The organism is Mesorhizobium sp. M1342, from assembly GCF_040317955.1.
Lineage (GTDB): Bacteria > Pseudomonadota > Alphaproteobacteria > Rhizobiales > Rhizobiaceae > Mesorhizobium.
Genome location: NZ_JAMYLI010000024.1, coordinates 1 through 18,739 on the forward strand (window position 1 = coordinate 1; position 18,739 = coordinate 18,739).

19 protein-coding genes, 1 tRNA gene and 1 pseudogene are annotated in these 18,739 nt (G+C 62.7%); 12 read left to right on the forward strand and 9 right to left on the reverse strand.

Going from position 1 to position 18,739, the window contains the following annotated elements:
* Window positions 1–127: 127 nt before the first annotated feature.
* The 5 genes from NKH06_RS23190 to tkt form a co-directional block, all read right to left on the reverse strand.
* Complete coding sequence (locus NKH06_RS23190) at window positions 128–1,153, reverse strand: class I fructose-bisphosphate aldolase (protein ID WP_352894147.1); 1,026 nt, start codon at window positions 1,151–1,153, stop codon at window positions 128–130.
* A 134-nt stretch (window positions 1,154–1,287) separates the two neighbouring features.
* Window positions 1,288–2,484: a phosphoglycerate kinase gene (locus tag NKH06_RS23195; protein WP_127296842.1), complete on the reverse strand. Its 1,197-nt coding sequence runs from the start codon at window positions 2,482–2,484 to the stop codon at window positions 1,288–1,290.
* Window positions 2,485–2,630: 146 nt separating this feature from the next.
* Window positions 2,631–4,520 (reverse strand): potassium/proton antiporter, encoded by a 1,890-nt coding sequence (locus tag NKH06_RS23200; protein ID WP_352894150.1) that lies wholly within the window; start codon window positions 4,518–4,520, stop codon window positions 2,631–2,633.
* Window positions 4,521–4,738: 218 nt separating this feature from the next.
* Window positions 4,739–5,749, reverse strand: a complete 1,011-nt coding sequence (gap, locus tag NKH06_RS23205; RefSeq protein ID WP_352894152.1) for a type I glyceraldehyde-3-phosphate dehydrogenase — start codon at window positions 5,747–5,749, stop codon at window positions 4,739–4,741.
* Window positions 5,750–5,903: 154 nt separating this feature from the next.
* Complete coding sequence (tkt, locus tag NKH06_RS23210; RefSeq protein ID WP_128305872.1) at window positions 5,904–7,895, reverse strand: transketolase; 1,992 nt, start codon at window positions 7,893–7,895, stop codon at window positions 5,904–5,906.
* 263 nt (window positions 7,896–8,158) lie between these two features.
* Between tkt and NKH06_RS23215 the strand changes: the two genes are divergently transcribed.
* From NKH06_RS23215 to NKH06_RS23230, 4 genes are all read left to right on the forward strand, one after another.
* Complete coding sequence (locus NKH06_RS23215; protein ID WP_013529251.1) at window positions 8,159–8,431, forward strand: DUF4164 domain-containing protein; 273 nt, start codon at window positions 8,159–8,161, stop codon at window positions 8,429–8,431.
* An 11-nt stretch (window positions 8,432–8,442) separates the two neighbouring features.
* Entirely contained in the window at window positions 8,443–8,808 is a 366-nt protein-coding gene (locus tag NKH06_RS23220; protein ID WP_352894155.1) for a cell division protein ZapA, read from the forward strand.
* 263 nt (window positions 8,809–9,071) lie between these two features.
* Complete coding sequence (locus tag NKH06_RS23225) at window positions 9,072–9,731, forward strand: peroxiredoxin (protein WP_352894157.1); 660 nt, start codon at window positions 9,072–9,074, stop codon at window positions 9,729–9,731.
* A gap of 147 nt (window positions 9,732–9,878) precedes the next feature.
* Window positions 9,879–10,751 carry an MBL fold metallo-hydrolase gene (locus tag NKH06_RS23230; protein ID WP_352894160.1) on the forward strand — a complete coding sequence of 291 codons (873 nt, stop codon included), beginning with the start codon at window positions 9,879–9,881 and terminating at the stop codon, window positions 10,749–10,751.
* A gap of 299 nt (window positions 10,752–11,050) precedes the next feature.
* Here the strand turns inward: NKH06_RS23230 and rpoH are convergent, their stop codons facing one another.
* Complete coding sequence (gene rpoH, locus NKH06_RS23235) at window positions 11,051–11,962, reverse strand: RNA polymerase sigma factor RpoH (RefSeq protein ID WP_013529255.1); 912 nt, start codon at window positions 11,960–11,962, stop codon at window positions 11,051–11,053.
* A 190-nt stretch (window positions 11,963–12,152) separates the two neighbouring features.
* Entirely contained in the window at window positions 12,153–13,202 is a 1,050-nt protein-coding gene (locus NKH06_RS23240; protein WP_023810972.1) for an RluA family pseudouridine synthase, read from the reverse strand.
* A 26-nt stretch (window positions 13,203–13,228) separates the two neighbouring features.
* Here NKH06_RS23240 and NKH06_RS23245 point away from each other — a divergent pair, with 26 nt between their 5' ends.
* The 6 genes and pseudogenes from NKH06_RS23245 to NKH06_RS23270 all read left to right on the forward strand — a co-directional run bounded on the left by NKH06_RS23245 (window position 13,229) and on the right by NKH06_RS23270 (window position 16,494).
* Window positions 13,229–13,612: a fimbrial protein gene (locus tag NKH06_RS23245; protein ID WP_023810973.1), complete on the forward strand. Its 384-nt coding sequence runs from the start codon at window positions 13,229–13,231 to the stop codon at window positions 13,610–13,612.
* Between the two features lie 48 nt (window positions 13,613–13,660).
* Window positions 13,661–14,068 carry a VOC family protein gene (locus NKH06_RS23250; RefSeq protein WP_352677400.1) on the forward strand — a complete coding sequence of 136 codons (408 nt, stop codon included), beginning with the start codon at window positions 13,661–13,663 and terminating at the stop codon, window positions 14,066–14,068.
* Between the two features lie 90 nt (window positions 14,069–14,158).
* A tRNA-Glu gene (locus NKH06_RS23255) sits at window positions 14,159–14,233 on the forward strand.
* Between the two features lie 171 nt (window positions 14,234–14,404).
* Window positions 14,405–14,986: a VOC family protein gene (locus NKH06_RS23260; protein WP_352894165.1), complete on the forward strand. Its 582-nt coding sequence runs from the start codon at window positions 14,405–14,407 to the stop codon at window positions 14,984–14,986.
* Between the two features lie 22 nt (window positions 14,987–15,008).
* Window positions 15,009–15,842 carry a glutathione S-transferase family protein gene (locus NKH06_RS23265; protein ID WP_352894167.1) on the forward strand — a complete coding sequence of 278 codons (834 nt, stop codon included), beginning with the start codon at window positions 15,009–15,011 and terminating at the stop codon, window positions 15,840–15,842.
* A gap of 371 nt (window positions 15,843–16,213) precedes the next feature.
* A pseudogene (locus NKH06_RS23270) lies at window positions 16,214–16,494 on the forward strand (UCP034077 family protein).
* A gap of 10 nt (window positions 16,495–16,504) precedes the next feature.
* Here NKH06_RS23270 and NKH06_RS23275 read toward each other — a convergent pair.
* Window positions 16,505–16,717, reverse strand: coding sequence for a hypothetical protein (locus NKH06_RS23275; RefSeq protein WP_023810978.1), 213 nt, complete (start codon window positions 16,715–16,717; stop codon window positions 16,505–16,507).
* A 318-nt stretch (window positions 16,718–17,035) separates the two neighbouring features.
* Here NKH06_RS23275 and NKH06_RS23280 point away from each other — a divergent pair, with 318 nt between their 5' ends.
* Together NKH06_RS23280 and NKH06_RS23285 are read left to right on the forward strand one after the other, a co-directional pair.
* Window positions 17,036–17,950, forward strand: coding sequence for a DUF2865 domain-containing protein (locus tag NKH06_RS23280; protein ID WP_352611785.1), 915 nt, complete (start codon window positions 17,036–17,038; stop codon window positions 17,948–17,950).
* Between the two features lie 124 nt (window positions 17,951–18,074).
* The gene (locus tag NKH06_RS23285) at window positions 18,075–18,311 is read left to right on the forward strand and encodes a hypothetical protein (RefSeq protein WP_352611786.1); all 237 of its coding nucleotides are present in this window, start codon (window positions 18,075–18,077) and stop codon (window positions 18,309–18,311) included.
* 73 nt (window positions 18,312–18,384) lie between these two features.
* On the opposite strand, the gene NKH06_RS23290 is transcribed toward NKH06_RS23285, so the two are convergent.
* Window positions 18,385–18,729 carry a hypothetical protein gene (locus NKH06_RS23290; protein ID WP_352894171.1) on the reverse strand — a complete coding sequence of 115 codons (345 nt, stop codon included), beginning with the start codon at window positions 18,727–18,729 and terminating at the stop codon, window positions 18,385–18,387.
* Window positions 18,730–18,739 lie beyond the last annotated feature (10 nt).

Below are 18,739 nucleotides of genomic sequence, written 5' to 3' on the forward strand. Positions count from 1 at the left end.
GGGGCGATCATGCCCCCGTGTCGTCAAAAAGCTACCAGCCAAATATCCTGTCAGAACACTGAAGGTGCCTAAGTGAACTGCATTAGGCGCATCGGCCCGGGTTCGAAGGAGGAAGAAAGGACTGTGGTCAGGCGGCCTGTTCCAGGCTCGCCTTCCATTTTCCGAGCGCTGCCAAATGATTCATGTGGGCGCGATGGGTGAAGGCGGCCTGACCGGCGGCAACGTTCGAGGCCTTGCCGCTCCAGGCTTTCTGTGGCGCGGCCTGCAACGCGCGGCCATAGGAGAAGGTCAGCTTCCACGGGTGCGGCCCGATGGCGTTGATGGCGTTGAGGTTGGCGGTCGCCTCCTCGTCCTCCTGGCCGCCGGAGAGGAAGGCGATGCCCGGCACCGCTGCCGGCACGGTTTCGCGGAACAATTTAATGGTCTTTTCCGCGACCTCTTCCGGGCTGCTCACCTTGCCCGATTTCTTGCCGGCCAGCACCATGTTGGGTTTCAGGATGGTGCCTTCGAGCACGACGCGCGCCGCATGGAGTTCGTCATAGAGCTTGATCAGCGTTGCCTTCGAGATCTCGTAGCATGTGTCGATGTCGTGGGCGCCATCCATCAGCACCTCCGGTTCGACGATCGGCACGATGCCGGCTTCCTGGCAAAGAGCGGCATAGCGGGCGAGCGCATGGGCGTTGGAGCCGATCGAGGTCCCCGAAGGCACGCCTTTGGCGACATCGATGTCGATCACCGCGCGCCATTTGGCGAAGCGGGCGCCGAGCTTGTAGTAGTCGGCAAGGCGCTCGCGCAGGCCATCGAGGCCTTCGGTGATGGTGTCGCCGGGAAACCTGGCCAGCGGCTTGGCGCCTGCATCGACCTTGATGCCGGGGATGGCGCCGGCCGCCTTGATGATGTCGACCAGCGGCGTGCCGTCGGCGGCCTTCTGGCGGATCGTCTCGTCATAGAGGATGACGCCGGAGATGTAGCGGGTCATTGCCTCCCTGGTGCGGAACATCATCTCGCGGTAATCGCGGCGGCTGTCGGCTGTCGATTCGACGCCAATGACGTCGAAGCGCTTCTTGATGGTGCCCGAACTTTCGTCGGCGGCCAGCAGGCCCTTGCCATCGGCGACGATCGCAGCGGCAATGTCTTCGAGACGTTCGCTCATTGTGGCTTCTCCTGAAACGGTTGTTCCGCGCTTAACGGAAGTCTACCGCCAAAGGAATGGCATCGGAAAGCTCGAATCGATTGAAAGCCTCGGGCGGCCTTGTTCGCTCTCCGAGTGTTGATCGCCTCGGAGCCTCAGCGCTTCAAGACGTCGACGCCGGGCAGCGGCTTGCCTTCCATCCATTCCAGGAAAGCGCCGCCGGCGGTCGAGACATAGGTGAAGTCGTCGGCGACGCCGGCATGGTTGAGCGCCGCCACCGTATCGCCACCGCCGGCGACCGAGACCAGCTTGCCGGCCTTGGTGCGCGACGCCGCGTGCTTGGCAGCTGCCACCGTCGCATGATCGAAGGGCGCGATCTCGAAGGCGCCGAGCGGGCCGTTCCAGACCAGTGTCGCGGCGCGGTCGATCCATTCGCCGATGGCCGTCACGGTTTTGGCGCCGACATCGAGGATCATGCCGTCGGCCGGCACATCCGATATAGCGACGGTCTCGCAGGCCGCGCCCGCCTTGAACTCCCTGGCGACGACGCCGTCGACCGGCAGGATGATGGCGCAGCCGGCCTCGGCCGCCTCGATCATGATCTGCTTGGCGGTCGCGGCGAGATCATGCTCGCACAGCGATTTGCCGACATTGGTGCCACGCGCGGCAAGAAAGGTGTTGGCCATGCCGCCGCCGATGACGAGTGCGTCGACCTTCTTCACCAGGTTCATCAAAAGGTCGATCTTGGTCGAGACCTTGGCGCCACCGACAATGGCGACGACCGGACGAACCGGTTTTCCCAGGCCCTTCTCCAGCGCCTCAAGCTCGGCTTGCATGGTGCGGCCGGCAAAAGCCGGCAACAGATGCGCCAGCCCCTCCGTCGAAGAATGCGCGCGGTGCGCGGCCGAGAAGGCGTCGTTGACGAAGATATCGCCATTGGCGGCGAGTTTTTCCGTGAAGGCCGGCTCGTTCTTCTCCTCGGCCTTGTAGAAGCGGGTGTTTTCGAGCAGCAGCACGTCGCCCTTGTTCATGGCGGCGACAGCGCTTCCGGCCGTGTCGCCGACGCAATCCGAGGCGAAACCGACGGGACGGCCGAGCACGTCGGCTGTCGCCCTGGCGATAGGCTCCAGCGAGAATTCGGGCGAGGGGCCATCCTTGGGCCGGCCGAAATGGGCGAGCAGGATGACCTTGGCGCCCTTGGCCGATAGCTCGGCGATAGTCGGTGCGATGCGTTCGATGCGGGTGGCATCGGTGACTTTGCCCTCAGTGACAGGCACGTTGAGGTCGACGCGCACCAGCACGCGCTTGCCGCTGATGTTGCCGATATCGTCGAGTGTCTTGAAGGCGGCCATGCGGGTTCCTTTCGCGAAAAACCGGGGGACCATACCCCGCATCGGTGACGATGCAAGGCTTAGGGCGCGCTCGAACCGAAATTTTGAACTGGGTACGATCTTGCGCCGGCAGGGCGGATGAATGGCAGCGCTCAATAGCGGTTTTGTCAGCTTTCGGTTGCTGCCTTTTCCGGCGCCGGCTCCGGGGCCGGCTTTTCGTCCGCCCGCGCCTCGGTCTCCTGCGTCTCGGTCGGCTTGCGCCAGTTGCGGATGAAGGCGGAAAGACGGTCGCCGATTTCGCCGGCGCTGAGGAAGACCGGCACCCGCGCCACCGGCGCGGTCGGCTCGAAAGACAGACCGAGGCCTATGATCTTGCCCTTGTCGTCGACGTCGCGGACGATCAGTTCTATCGGGCCGAGCAGGACGCGGTCGGCATATTCGGCATGGCCGCCGAGCCGCGCCGTGACCAGCGCGCCAACGGTGAGCTTTTGCTCCGCTTCGGTCAGGCCCGGCGTATAGGCCGCTTCCAGTTCAGCGGCGGAGCGCGCGGGGTCGACCGCGAAGGCACCGAAGAAATCGGCATCCTCGGGATCGACCACGGCACGGCTCGCGAACAGCTTGTCGAGCAGGCGCGGATAGCGGTCCGGCACGAAAATATAGACCTGGTCGCCGGCGGCGAGCCGGCCCATGTCCTGGAAGCGCATCGAGCGGCCGTCGCGCAGCACCAGCGAGGGCCGTGCCCAGCGCGGGATGCGCTCGCCGCGCGCCACCGGGCTGCCGTGTGCGACGCGATAGGCGAGAAGCTCGTGATGGGCCGAGCCCGGCAGTTCCAGCTCGACCTTGTCCAGCGGTCCGAGCCGTGCCGGTACGATCAGGCCGAGGCGGCGCGCCAGCGGTCCGACCGTCCAGCCCTGGATGACCAGCGACACGAGCACGATGATGAAGGCGCTGTTGAAGATGACACGGCCGTTTTCCAGCCCGCCGAGCAGCGGGGTGATGGCGAGCAGGATCGACACCGCGCCGCGCAGGCCGACCCACGAGATGAAGGCGACTTCGGGGCGCGGCAGACGGAACGGGATCAGGCAGAGCCAGACGGCGACTGGCCGCGCCACGAACATCAGGAATAGGCCGAGCAGCACCGCCGGCACCATGATCGCCGGAAACTGCGACGGCGTCGCGAACAGGCCGAGGATGAGGAACATGATGATCTGCGCCAGCCACGACATGCCGTCCTGGAAACGCTTGAGGATGGTGACGGCTCGGATGTCGGAATTGCCGGCGATAAGGCCGGCAATATATACCGCCAGGAAGCCTGAGCCGCCAATGGCGCCGGCTGCTGCAAACACCATCAGCGACAAGGTCAGCACGAAGATCGGCAGCAGGCCGTGGTCGAGATTGAGCCGGTCGACGAGGCGCACGATGGCGAGACCGCCCAGCACGCCTACGATTGCACCGAGGCCCATGTTGAGGAGGAAGCCGAGAAACAGGCTGGTGACCAGAACATTGGTCTCGGGGTTGGCGTGGGCGGCGATGATCTCTACCAGCGTGATGGTCAGGAAGATGGCGATCGGGTCGTTGGTGCCGGATTCCACCTCCAGCGTCGAGCGCACGCGTTCGCGCAGATTGATCTCGCCGGCTCGCAACAGGAAGAACACGGCCGCCGCATCTGTGGAGGCGACGGCAGCCCCGAGCAGGAAGGATTCCAGCCAGGTGAGATCGAGCAGATAATGGGCGGCGCCGCCGAACAGGCTGGTGGTGACAAGCACGCCGAAGGTCGCCAGCGACAAAGCCGGGCCTGCAGCCTGCCGCAAGGCGTTGAGCGGCGTGCCGAAACCGGAATCGAACAGGATGACGGCCAGCGCCAGTGAGCCGGCAAAATAAGCGATGCGGGCGTTGTCGAACTGGATACCGAGTCCGTCGGTGCCGGTGGCGAGGCCAATGCAGAGAAACAGGAGCAGAAGAGGGGCGCCGAAGCGGAAGGCGATCAGGCTCGAAAACGCGGCGGCGACGACAAGCGCTGTGCCGACCAGCGTGACGAGATAGATCGCATGCTCCATCCTGAAATCAGCCCCTCAAATTCGTCTGTCTCCTGCTTTGCGAGAGAGTGGGGCGAAGACGTGACCAGTGCAAGGCGGCAGGGTGGCTTTTTGGCCTATGCCGCTGATTTTTGGATGTTTTGGCGTCCAGGACACAATTTGGAAAGGCGCAAGCTGCGCTCATGAAAAACGCCCGGGCAAAGCCGGGCGTTCCAAGTCTCGAAAAGAGAGTTTTGTGATCAGGCGATGGTCTTGCCGAAAGCGACCGCGGTGTCGCCCATGCGGTTGGAGAACCCCCATTCATTGTCGTACCAGGACAGCACCGAAACGAAGTTGCCGTCCATCACCTTGGTCTGGTCGAGCGCAACGATCGAGGAGCGCGGATCGTGATTGAAGTCGATCGACACGTTCGGGTGATGGGTGACGCCGAGAATGCCCTTCAGCTTGCCGTTGGAGGCGGCGATCACCGCGTCGTTGATCTCCTGCACCGTGGTCGAACGCTTGGCGATGAACTTGAAGTCGACGACCGAGACGTTCGGGGTCGGCACGCGGATCGAGATGCCGTCGAGCTTGCCCTTGAGGTCGGGCAGCACCAGTCCGATCGCCTTGGCGGCACCGGTCGAGGTCGGGATCTGCGACAGGGCAGCGGCGCGGGCGCGGTAGAGATCCTTGTGCATGGTGTCCAGCGTCGGCTGGTCGCCGGTGTAGGAATGGATCGTCGTCATCATGCCCTTTTCGATGCCGACCGCCTCATGCAGCACGGCTGCCAGCGGCGCCAGGCAGTTGGTGGTGCAGGACGCATTCGAGATGACGATATGGTCCTTGGTCAACTGGTCGTGGTTGATTCCGTAGACCACGGTGAGGTCGGCGCCTTCGGCCGGGGCCGAAACGATGACGCGCTTGGCGCCGGCGGTCAGGTGTGCCGCTGCCTTGTCGCGGGCGGTGAAGATGCCGGTGCATTCGAGCGCGATGTCGATGCCCAGTTCCTTCCACGGCAGCTGCGTCGGATCCTTGATGGCGGTGACCTTGAACGTCTCCTTGCCGACGGTGATCTGGTCGCCGGACACCGAGACTTCATGCGGGAAACGGCCGTGCACGCTGTCGTAGCGCAAGAGGTGCGCGTTGGTCTCGACCGGGCCGAGGTCGTTGACGGCGACGACGTCGATGTCCTTGCGGCCGGATTCATGGATGGCGCGCAGGATGTTGCGGCCGATGCGGCCGAATCCGTTGATGGCAACTCTGACGGTCATAATTCTCTCCCTGGGAGTTGGAGGGCGGATGAGGGGTCCGCAGTTTCATAGCTGTGGAAGCAGAAAGAATCCAGCCGCAGTGGCGTGGATTTAAATCGATTAAGTTGGGCCGGCCCGGCGAGACCGCCTTACGCGATTTCGCCGAACCTTGAACCTACTTGGCATGCAGGCGGGTTTCCGCCGCCTTGGCCGCGGCTTCGGCGGTGATGCCGAAATGCGGATAGAGCTGCTCAATGGTGCCTGAGGCGCCAAAGCCGGTCATGCCGACGAAGATGCCGTCGGAGCCGATCAGATGATCCCAGCCCTGGCGGATGCCGGCTTCGATCGCCATCTTGATTGGCGCGTTGCCGATCGTTTTCTTGCGGTAGTCGTCGCTCTGCTGGTCGAACAGTTCGAAGCAGGGCACCGAGACGACGCGGGTGGGATGGCCGTGCTTTTCCAGCAGGTCGCGGGCGCCGAGCGCGATCTCGACCTCGGAGCCGGTGGCGAAGATCGTCACCGCCGCTTCACCGCTGGCGGCAGCCAGCTCGTAGGCGCCCTGGCTGCTGAGATTCTCAGCAACGAATTCGTTGCGTACCGTCGGCAGGTTCTGGCGTGTCAGCGCCAGCGTCGACGGCGTCTTTTCCGACTCGAGGGCGATCTGCCAGCATTCGGCGGTTTCCACAGCGTCGGCCGGGCGGAAGACATTGTGGTTGGGAATGGCGCGCAATGCGGCCAGATGCTCGACCGGCTGGTGGGTCGGGCCGTCTTCGCCCAGACCGATGGAATCATGGGTCATGACGAAGATCGAGCGGATGCCCATCAGTGAGGCCAGCCGCATCGACGGCCGGGCATAGTCGGAGAAGCACATGAAGGTGCCGCCATAGGCGATGAGGCCGCCATGCAGCGTCAGGCCGTTGATCGCAGCCGCCATGCCATGCTCGCGGATGCCGTAGTGGACATAGCGCTGGCCATAGTCGTCCGACGTGATGGTCTTGGTCTGGCTGGTCTTGGTGTTGTTGGAGCCGGTCAGGTCGGCGGAGCCGCCGATGGTCTCGGGCACGGCGCCGTTGATGACTTCCAGCGCCATCTCGGAAGACTTGCGGGTGGCGACCTTCGGCTTGTCGGCCGACAGCTTCTTCTTGTAATCAGCGATGACGGCGTCGAAATTGGACGGCAGCTTGCCGCTGATGCGGCGCTCGAACTCGGCCTTCAGCTTGGCATCGGCCTTGGCCAGGCGGCCTTCCCAGTCTGTACGCGCCTTGACGCCGGCCTTGCCGGCGGTGCGCCAGGCGTCGAGGATGTCGGCTGGAATCTCGAAGGGCGGCGAATCCCAGTTGAAGAACTTGCGCGCGCCGGCGATTTCGTCGGCGCCCAGGGGGGAGCCGTGCGCCTTGTTGGTGCCAGCCTTGGTTGGCGCGCCGAAGCCGATGGTCGTCTTGCAGGCGATCATCGTCGGCTTGTCGGAATGGCGGGCAGCTTCGATGGCATAAGCGATGGCTTCCGGATCGGTGCCGTCGATGTGGCTGGCATTCCAGCCGGAGGCCCGGAAGCGGGCGACCTGATCGGTGTTGTCGGACAGCGAGACCGGGCCGTCGATCGAGATGTCGTTGTTGTCCCAGAAGACGATCAGCTTGTTGAGCTTGAGATGGCCGGCAAGCGCGATGGCTTCCTGGGAAACACCTTCCATCAGGCAGCCGTCGCCGGCCAGCACATAGGTGTAATGATCGACGAGATCGTTGCCGAAGGCGGCGTTCATGATGCGCTCGCCGAGCGCGAAGCCGACCGAATTGGCGAGACCCTGGCCGAGCGGGCCCGTCGTCGTCTCTATGCCGGCGGCATGGCCATATTCGGGATGGCCGGCGGTCTTCGAGCCCAACTGACGGAAGTGCTTGATCTGGTCGAGGGTCATGTCTTCGTAGCCGGTCAGATGCAGCAGCGAATAGAGCAGCATTGAGCCATGGCCGGCCGACAGGATGAAACGGTCGCGGTCGGCCCAGTGCGGGGCCTTGGGATCATATTTCAGGAAGCGCGTGAACAGCACCGTGGCGATATCGGCGCAGCCCATGGGCAGGCCTGGATGGCCGGAATTTGCCTTCTCGACGGCGTCCATGGAGAGAAAGCGGATCGCATTGGCCATCCGGTCATGTTGTTCACGCGACGTCATGGTTCCTCCAGAAGTGGGGGTTTGGGGGCTTGGGAGAGCCCTTGAAAAGGGTGCGCGACACATAGCAGGCGCGGGCTTTTAGTCAACAAATCGGGTGCACATTTGCCGGTCTTGTGATGCCGGCGGCGGACCTACATTAGCGTTAGCGGGGGACAGTCGCGAGAGCTTTGTTGACGTTGCCTTCACCCGGTGCCTAATGTTTCAGGGATAACGCGTTCTGAACGTGAACGATTCGGTGATGGGCAGGGCACAGGACGAAGGCCATGACCGGGGAAGCCACACTCAAGGAAGTCATCGCGAGGCTGGGCAAGGCCATCGAGGGGCTGGAAAACGCCGTCGCGGCCAAGCTCGAGCATGAACGCGACTACTCCGAAGCCGAGGCCGAGGTGCAGCGGATGAATGCCGACCGCTCGCGGCTGGCGCAGGAACTCGATAATTCCGAAGCGCGCGCCGAACGGCTGGAAGATGCCAACAAGGAAGTCTCGCGACGTTTGGTGACCGCCATGGAAACCATCCGCGCAGTGTTGGACAGATAGGAGCTGGCCCGATGGCACAGGTCACGGTTTCAATCGACGGCAAGCAGTATCGCATGGCCTGCGACGAGGGCCAGGAAGAGCATCTGATCGACCTTGCCGAACGCTTCGACCGCTATGTTTCACACCTGAAGGACTCGTTCGGCGAGATCGGCGATCAGCGGCTGACCGTGATGGCCGGCATCATGGTGATGGATGAACTCTCGGAGTTGCAGAAACGCGTCAAGGGCATGGAAAGCGAAGTGCTGACCCTGCGCAAGACCCGCGACGAGGCTCTGACCAAAGCCGACAAAAGCGATAGCGTGCTGACCAACGCGCTCGGCGCGCTGGCACAGCGCATGGAAGACCTGACTGTGACGCTGGCGGTCAACAAAGCCTGAGGCAGGAACCTTTCCTGTCCAGCCCAACAGGCTCTCATACGCGCGCAGCGTATTCGGCTCCAGCCCAACAGGCTCTCATACGCGCGCAGCGTATTCGGCAGCATAAAAATGCTCGCCTGCCGCCCACAAGAGTTTCATATTATCTTGCAGCCACGATTTTTGCGCTAAGATGCAACGATGCCGGGCGGGACAGCTTGATGTCGGCGTGATTGCCGCGTGCTGTTCCTCGCTGCCGACGGTTCCGTTTACAGGGGAGATGTACCATGAGCCTTCGTATCAACGACATTGCGCCGGATTTTACCGCCGAGACCACGCAAGGGACGATCAAATTCCACGACTGGATCGGTGACGGATGGGCGATCCTGTTCAGTCACCCGAAGAATTTCACGCCGGTTTGCACGACCGAGCTTGGCACGATGGCGGGGCTCGAAGGCGAGTTCAAGAAGCGTAATGTCAAGATCATCGGCATTTCGGTCGATCCGGTCGAAAGTCACGGCAAGTGGCAGGACGACATCAAGACGGCGACCGGTCATTCGGTGAACTACCCGCTGATCGGCGACAAGGACCTCAAGGTCGCCAAGCTCTATGACATGCTGCCGGGCGGTGCCGGCGAGACGTCGGAGGGCCGTACGCCGGCCGACAATGCCACGGTGCGCTCGGTCTACGTCATCGGACCTGACAAGAAGATCAAGCTGGTGCTGACTTACCCGATGACCACGGGGCGCAATTTCGATGAGATCCTGCGCGCGGTCGATTCCATGCATCTCACCGCCAAGCACCAGGTGGCGACACCGGCGAATTGGAAGCAGGGCGAGGACGTTATCATCACCGCTGCTGTCTCCAACGAAGACGCGATCAAGCGCTTCGGCGCCTACGAGACCATTTTGCCCTATCTGCGGAAGACCAAGCAGCCATCGGCCTGATCCCAGGCGCTTCGGAACGATCTTTGGCCTTCTCGCCCTTGCGAGCCAAGTGATACTTGACTGCCGCACCCGAGCGGACAACCATGCTCCTCTCGGGTGTCGTCAGAGAAAATCATTCCTGGCGACCGAGAGTTGGGGAAGCCGGAATTGGACGTAGCTTTGGCCAAGCCGCAGGTCAGCGGCTTCTATGACAAGCCGACCGGGGCCATCCAGTATGTCGTCGCCGACCAGGCGACGAAGCGATGCGCCATCATCGATCCGATCCTTGATTTCGACGAGAAATCCGGTGCTACGGCAACGACGAATGCCGATGTCCTGCTCGACTTCGTCAGCGAGCAGGGACTGAGCGTCGAATGGGTCCTCGACACCCATCCGCATGCCGACCATTTCTCGGCGGCGCACTATCTGAGGGAGAAGACCGGCGCGCCGACGGCGATCGGCGACAGGGTCGTCGACGTTCAGAATTTGTGGAAAGCGATTTACAACTGGCCGGATTTTCCCGCCGACGGTTCGCAGTGGGACAGGCTGTTTGGTGAAGGCGAAACGTTCCAGGTAGGTACTCTTCCGGTCAAGGTGCTGTTCTCGCCCGGCCATACGCTGGCCTCGATCACCTATGTGATCGGTGATGCCGCCTTCGTCCACGATACGCTGTTCATGCCCGACAGCGGCACGGCGCGGACGGACTTTCCCGGCGGCAGTGCCGCGCGGCTCTGGCGCTCGATCCAGGACATTCTGGCGTTGCCGGACGAGACGCGGGTGTTCGTCGGCCATGACTATCAGGCCGGCGGCCGCGAACCTTTGTGGGAAAGCACGGTCGCCATACAGAAGGCAACCAACACCCATCTTGCCGCCGCCCGCAGCGAGGCCGAGTTCGTCGCCCTGCGCGAGGCGCGCGACAGGACGCTGCCGATGCCAAGGCTGATCCTGCATGCGCTGCAGGTCAACATGAATGGCGGGAGGCTGCCCGAACCCGAAGCCAATGGCCTGCGGTACCTGAAATTTCCGCTGGACGGGCTTTGAGGGGCTGTTGGCGAAGTTGCCAATCTCCCCCCCTTGCGGGGGAGATGCCCGGCAGGGCAGAGGGGGTGCTGTCCCGCCAACCTGTCAGCTAATTGTGGCTGTGCCTTCAGTCTTCGGTTGGGTGACTGACGCCGAAAGTAGCGATCCTTCACACCCCCCTCTGTCCTGCCGGACATCTCCCCCGCAAGGGGGGAGATCGGATGTCGCCTTCGCTTTCGCCAACCACCATTGCAGTCCGCTACAAAAAAGGCGGCGCCAGTTTCCTGGCGCCGCCTTGATTTTTGTTGCCTTAGCTGACCTTAAGCCGCGGGCTGCGCCTCAATCGTGCGCAGCGCCTGGGTCTGGCGCTTGGCGGCGGCCTTGACCGCATCCTGCACCTTCTCGAAGGCGCGCACCTCGATCTGGCGCACGCGCTCGCGGCTGATGTCGAACTCGGACGACAGCTCTTCCAGCGTCAGCGGCTCCTCGGCGAGGCGACGGGCCTCGAAGATGCGCCGCTCGCGCTCGTTAAGCACGGCAAGAGCGCCCGACAGCATGCCGCGCCGGTTTTCCAGCTCGTCCTGCTCGATTAGCATCTCTTCCTGGCTTTCGTGGTCGTCGACCAGCCAGTCCTGCCATTCGCCGGATTCGCCTTCGCTCGCCCGGATCGGGGCGTTGAGCGAGGCGTCGCCGGACAGGCGGCGGTTCATCGACACCACTTCGGCTTCGGAAACGTTCAGCCTGGTGGCGATCTCGGCGATCTGGTCGGGCTTCAAGTCGCCATCGTCGAGCGCCTGGATCTTGCCCTTCACCTTGCGCAGGTTGAAGAACAGGCGCTTCTGGTTGGCGGTCGTGCCCATCTTGACCAGGCTCCACGAGCGCAGGATGTACTCCTGGATCGAGGCCTTGATCCACCACATGGCGTAGGTCGCGAGGCGGAAGCCCCGCTCGGGTTCGAATTTCTTGACGGCCTGCATCAGGCCGACATTGCCTTCCGAGATCACTTCGCCGATCGGCAGGCCATAGCCGCGATAGCCCATGGCGATCTTGGCGACGAGCCTGAGGTGGCTGGTGACGAGCTTGTGCGCAGCGGAGGTGTCTTCATGCTCGGCGTAACGCTTGGCGAGCATGTACTCTTCCTGCGGCTGCAGCATGGGAAAGCGACGGATTTCTTCCAGGTAGCGGCTGAGGCCGCCTTCGCCGGAAACGATACTGGGTAATGACTGGGCCATGATAGCGCCCCCTCTCTATTGGAGTGATGCCCCCGAAACGCGGCGGGCATGTGACGCGAGCACCAAAAGGCTCGCCCGCGACATCAGATCTTATACAGGAACAAAACCAGAAAAGACAGGCATTTGTTCAACACGAAACAGTGTGTCACGTTGAAGTGAACAATGCCGCTCAGGTTTTTCTGTGGCAGGTTCAGAGCTTGCGGAAACCGCTTACGAGTTCCTCCATGTCCCCCGGTATAGGCGCTTCGAACCTCACCGTTAGATGGGTAGTGGGATGGCGAAATGCAAGGAGCCAGGCATGCAAAGCCTGCCGGGGAAATGCCTTGACCTGGCTTTTCAGCGGTTCGGGCAGCCGGTTGGCCTTGGTGCGAAAGGCCATCCCGTAGTCGGGATCGCCGACCACGGGATGGCCGATATGCGCCATGTGGACGCGGATCTGGTGGGTGCGGCCAGTTTCCAGCCGGCATTCGACCAGGCTGGCCGTGGCGAACTCCTGTTGGTTCTCGCCGAAGCGCTCCTGCACGGCGAAGTGGGTGACCGCATGGCGGGCGTCGTCGCGTCCTTCCGGCACCACGGCACGGCGCACGCGGTCGGCGGCGCGGCCGAGCGGCGCGTCGACCCTTCCGGTCGGCCTCTGCGGTATGCCCCAGACCAGCGCCAGATAGGCGCGCTCCAAGTCGCCGGTCAGGCCGTGATCGGCGAAGGCTTCGGACAGCGACTTGTGGGCGCGGTCGGTCTTGGCCACCACCATGACGCCACTGGTCTCCTTGTCGAGACGGTGGACGATGCCCGGCCGGCGCACGCCGCCGATGCCGGAAAGACTGTCGCCGCAGTGATGGATCAGCGCGTTGACCAGCGTGCCGGTCCAGTTGCCGGCACCGGGATGAACGACAAGCCCCGCCGGCTTGTTGATGACGATCAGCTCATCGTCCTCATAGAGCACATCGAGCGCGATGTTCTCGCCTTGTGGCGCCGCCGGCTCGGGCTCCGGCATGACAACCGACACGCTTTCGCCTGGCGTCATCTTGCGCTTGGTCTCGTCGATCGGCTTGCCGTCGACTGAGACCGCGCCCTGCCTGATCAGCATCTGCACGCGGCTGCGCGACATGTCCGGACCGAGGCTCGCCGCAAGCCACTGATCGAGGCGCAGGCCGGCCGCATCCGCGCCCGCCACCAGCACAGTGGGCTGCATGAATTGGTGCTCTATCAATTCAGGGGTCTCTTCGCTATGAGCGCTCATTGAAAAACCGTTCCGGATTGTTTGTCATGGCCACCCCAATTGCCGAGGAAGACCAGGAAAAGCCGCTCGACCCCGAGGTCGAAAAGGTGCGCAAGAAACTCGTCCGGTTCGTCGGGATCAATCTCGGCCTGCTGTTCCTCGCCCTTATGGTGGTGATCGGCGCCCTTGTCTACAAAGCGCGCAATGCGCCGCCGACGAACCCGCCGTTGGCCGGCGACATCCAGACACCTGCTGGCGAACCGGTCAGCGGCGATATCGTGCTGCCGGTCGGCGCCAAGGTGGTCAGCCAGTCGCTGTCCGGCAATCGGGTCTCGATCGACGCCGAGCTTGCCGACGGCAGCCGCACGATCTTCGTCTACGACATCACCGAGCGACGCCTGATCGGCCGCTTTGCGATCCGCAACAAGTGACCGAGCCGCAACGATGAACGGCAGCAGGCCAATGAGCAAGCCACAGGCATGATCGGGTTCGCCGAACGTCGACGCGTCGCGACCGTCGCCCTGGTCGTCGCCAGCTATGACGAGGCGATTGCCTGGTATGTCGAGCGGCTGGGCTTCCTGCTCATCGAGGATGTCGATCTCGGCGGTGGCAAGCGCTGGGTCACTGTGGCACCGGCCAGCGGCCAAGGCGCCAGGCTGCTTCTGGCCGAAGCTTCCGACGAGGCACAAAGCAAAAGTATCGGCAACCAGACCGGCGGGCGTGTCTTCCTGTTCCTCGAAACCGACGACTTTGCCCGTGACCACGCGGCGATGCTGGAAAAGGGCGTCGAGTTTCGCGAAGCGCCGCGCTTTGAGCCCTATGGCACGGTGGCGGTTTTCGCCGATCTGCATGGCAATCTCTGGGACCTGATCGAGCCGAAACGCTAGGCTTGCGCACGGCTTTTCCCCGATACGACAAAGCCGGCGAAGCCCAGTTGCTTTTTCCCAGCGCTCAGCCTATATCGCCGGTTCTTGAACGCGCCCATCGTCTAGCGGTCAGGACACCGCCCTCTCACGGCGGGAACAGGGGTTCGATTCCCCTTGGGCGTACCAAGCTTGTCTCCACCAATCGCTCGATCCTGGCTACGTTCGTGGCTTCTGGAGCAGTGGGCCCGATTGCATTAGCATCGCGTCATGGGTCCTCGGGCACGGCTCCAGCGGCGCGCAGAACGCCCGGTGTTGGGCGGATCCGGACGGGCAGTCGATGCCTCGGGAGGAAGGCCAATGCAGAAGCTGCAATCGCAGGGCGTCCATCACATCACGCTGGTCGGCGCCGGGCGCCAGACCTCTATCGATTTCTGGGAAGGCGTGCTCGGCATGCCGTTCATCTTCGAACAGCCCAATCTCGACAAGCCGAGGGAAAGCCACCTCTATTTCGATCCTGGCGACGGCCGGCTGGTCACCATCTTCACCGACGAGAGCCGCACACCAGAGAAGCGGCGCACGCCGACCGATCCGGGTTGTGTTCACCACATCGCCTTTTCGGTGTCGCGCGTCACCTTCCTGCAGGCGGTCTCCCGGCTTGACGAGCGCGGCATCAAGCACAGCGGCGTCAAGGATCGCGGTTTCATGGATTCGATCTATTTCGAGGATCCGCTCGGCCTGCTGATCGAGTTGGCGTCCTACCGCTTCGAACCGCCGGCGGGCTTTGCCCATGCCGACGTGCTGATGGAAGCGCACAAGATCCGTGTCGCGCGCGGCGACTACAACATCGCGGAAGTGCATCTCGCCGATGCGATCCAGGCGCTCGTCGAGCGCTCCCGCGCCACCTTGTCGGACGACCGGGCACCGAAGAACCCATACTGAACAGACCAGAGGGAGGAACAAGATGGCCAAGACAGCGACGAAGAGTGCGAAGAAATCCATGGCCAAGGCAACCGCCAAGCCGGCGGTCAAGGCGGCCGCCAAGCCTGCTGCGAAAGCGACTGCAAAAGCCGCGCCTAGGGCCAAGGCGAAGCCGGCCAAGAAGCCGGCGCTGAAGCTCAGCATGCTGAAGCCCAGCGTCAACAACATGACCGTGCGGGTGTTTGCGCGCGCGGCCGGTTTCGACCATGCCGAGACCGATGCCTGGGGCCACACCCGTTCGCCGGAATTCATGGCGCGAAATCCCGCCCATTTGACACCGATGATCGAGGACAAGGGCCTCCCCAGAGGCGTGCTGTGGGAAAGCTGCGCCATCATGCAGTATCTCGCCAACAAGCACGGGCTGGAGAAATTCTATCCGAAGGCGCCGGCCAAGCGGGCGATGGTCGACAGTGCCATGTTCTACCTGATCGGTACGCTCTACCCCTATGTGGCGCGCGCGACATATCCGGCGCTCGGCTTCCCGCACTATGCCGGCGAGGTCGGCCACAGCGACGCGCACCCCGACAGGAAGTCCGAAGCCCAGAAGGCGGCGATGGCGGCGATCGCCGAGCCGCTGGAGGTCTTCCACAACTTCTTCAGGGACGGCAAGCCGTTCATCGGCGGCAAGCATCCTTCGATCGCCGACATCCGGCTGGCCGCGACGCTCGAATTCCTGGCTGTCATCGACTATTCCCTGCCCCGATGGGCGAAGGACTATGTGGCGGCGATCGAGAAGAAGCTCGGCAAGGCTTACAGCGAGCCGGCCGGCGACGTGCGCGGCTATATCGCGCATGTGAAGTCGCAGGCCAAGGCCTGAGGTTAAGGATGCGTTAACCAAAGCCCTGTCTACTGCGGGCAATTCGCTTTCGGCCCGCGACCACGGATGTACTGGCGCAGAACGTCGTAGCGATAGGAAAGGTCGGCGCAATGCCGGCCTTTTTGCTTTCGCACGCCGTCGCCAAGTGCGATCTGGCACGGAGGCCTCGTCCAGTGTCGCTTTTCTGACGTCAACTTTTGCGGAGAGATATTGTCATCGCCAGCGTTGGCCCTACCATCCAGTCCGGCATGGATGATCGGTCAGGCGCGAAATGAGGGCTGGCGATGAAAAACGTTGCGAAGCGGGTTGCGGTTGTGGGTGTGATGCTGGCGAGTGCTGTTCATCCTTCAAATGCGGCTGAACTGAACACAATGAACGATGTCGGGACCGCCATTCAGGCATGCTGGACACCGCCGGCGGATGCTGGAACTGCCAGCGTCACCTTGAGCTTCAGCTTCAAGCGGGACGGCACGCTAATCGGCCCACCGAGGCCGACAGCCATCAAGGTGGAAGGCGATGCCAAGGCGAAGAGATCGTTGTCGACGCCGCGACAACGGCCCTGCAGAATTGTCTGCCCCTGACCTTCTCAGCGAAGCTGGCGCAAGGGATCGCCGGCAACGTGTTCACATTGCAATTCGCTTCTCCAAAATAGGCGCTGCCGCTCAGTGGTGACTGCGCCTTGCCTCGGCATGCCGGGCAAGATCGGGCGTCTCGAAGACGTAGTCGCTCCAGGCTGATTCAGGAACCTGGCCGGCCAGATAGCATTCCAGCAACAGGCTCTGCTCGGGATTGAGTGGCCTTGGCGCGCGCTGGTCCAGCCCCAGCGAGTGAAACAGGTTTCTTGTCAGGTCCGAGACGGTGAAGTGGATCGACATCCGCAATCTCCCTTTGGTCCTTCAACGCGGAAGGCCCGGCAAAGGTTTCGAACGCATGGCGATAATGGCGCATTGATCTCGGTCCGTTGCGTTGCAAATCCTCGGCCATGGTCAGGCTTGCGCTTTCTTTCGAGGTTCGTCTCAATCTTGAAATAAAAATGTAATATCGAATTTACATGAGGTGACGTAGTACAATAGACAATAGGTCCTTCAGGTTGAAACTCTTGAGATTATTAGAAATTACTCATGTAGCTGAAGCTTGCTGAAGTCATGGGCTCTAGATTCCAGGTTCTCCGCAACAAGGACCAAGTTGTCCCGATGATCCGTTTCTGGCCTTCCATGGTGATCGCATTTATTTCGCTGGCGGCAGTTTTGTTCGGTACGCTTTCGTCCTACGCGGACAGCTGCGGCGCGATCAGAAGCCAGTTGCTTTCGGCTGGCCGCAGCGGCGGGGCGAGCCCGGAGCTTGCCCAGTTGCGCCGGCAACTTGCAGCCATCCAGACTATCGAGAGACAGCGCCAGTGCACGGCGAAAAGTTCGCTTGGTGGTCTCTTCAACGCCTGCGCCGATCTCGCCAGGAGCCGCTCGGATGTGCAGCGCCGGATCGCTGCCGCTGGGAATTCGGGCCGCGACACAGCGGGCCTGCAGGCGCGCCTCGTCGCGCTTGGCTGTGCGCCTTCGGCAAAGCAACGGCCTGTGCGCGCCGCGCCCAGCACGCAATCGGCGAGCACCACGTTCGCCGGCAATGCGATGCTGTTTTGCGTGCGTCTGTCGGACGGGTATTTCTTCCCGGCGCCAAAGTCGCAGTTCGCCGCCAGCGGCGATCTTAAGGAGACGGTCGATCAATGCCGTTACATCTGCGATGACCCCAGCGTCGACCTCTACACGTTGAGCGACGCCAGCCTCGAAACCGACCAGATGACCGCACTCGACACGCGCAAACCCTATACCGAGCTGCCGGCAGCCTTCAGATATCGCGATGATGCGAATTTCAAGGCATGCGACGTCAAGCGCTACTACCAGCGGGTCACCGAACTGCGAGCCAGGACTGTGACGCCCGCCAACATGCGCAACGCCATTATTCCGCTGCCAACGGCGAAGCCGGATCTCGGCACGGTTGCGGCCGTCGCCGGGATCGATGCCGAAGCCCCAGGTGCCGCCCAGCACCTTTCGATCGAGGCCGGCGAGTGGCCGGTGCGCGTGGTCGGCCCGGCATTTTTCCCGGCCGAATGATCGCCGGTCTTCCTCGATTGGCGATCACCGGTGGCGGCGTGCCTGCTGCGATGCGGTTGCGCGATCCCTCTGGAACAGAGGGGCACTCACGGCGTTGTGATCGACATCAGCCGGGAGGAACGCCGTGGCTACGTTCAGGGAAATGCGGGTGCTGGAGATCGTCGAAGACGACTTGCTGACCACCGAACAGAAAATCGCCGAACTGCGCGAGATCGAATCCGAGGCGCGTGGGTTGCAGCGGGCTGCCTCGGAGGGTCCAATGGACGACGATGACGGTTGGCAGGAAGATCTGCGTCAGGTTCGTCTTGCACTCGACAAGCTCGGAGCGAAGGAGCCGAAAAAAGGCGCTGCTTCCCTGTGAAGGCCGGGTCACCGAGCTATCCGCGGATCGCGTTTTGTTTGATCGAATCCCGCTTTTAGGACCAAGCTCCAATCTAATCGCAGACCATGCGAGCTCTCTTGCCAGGCTCGCTGACGTTCCTGCAGGTCAGCGATTTCGCCGGCGCGGATAAGGACGCCGACGCAGGCAACCTCGTCTGGTGCCGTCTCGGTGCGGCATGGCTGCGCTCGGAAAAACGCCGGGGCGGCTGCGGCGCCACCGGAAAAGCGCCGTTTTCGACCTCGGCTTGCCCATAGTCGACATTCGGTGGCGGCCGGTCCCAGAAGCGCCGGACATCGAGCGGCCTTGGGATGACGACCGTGCCGTCATAACTGCGAGAGCAACCGCCGCCGAAAAGCAGCGCCAGCCCCATGAAAAAAGGCACAATCCGTCCAAGCATCAGCAATACC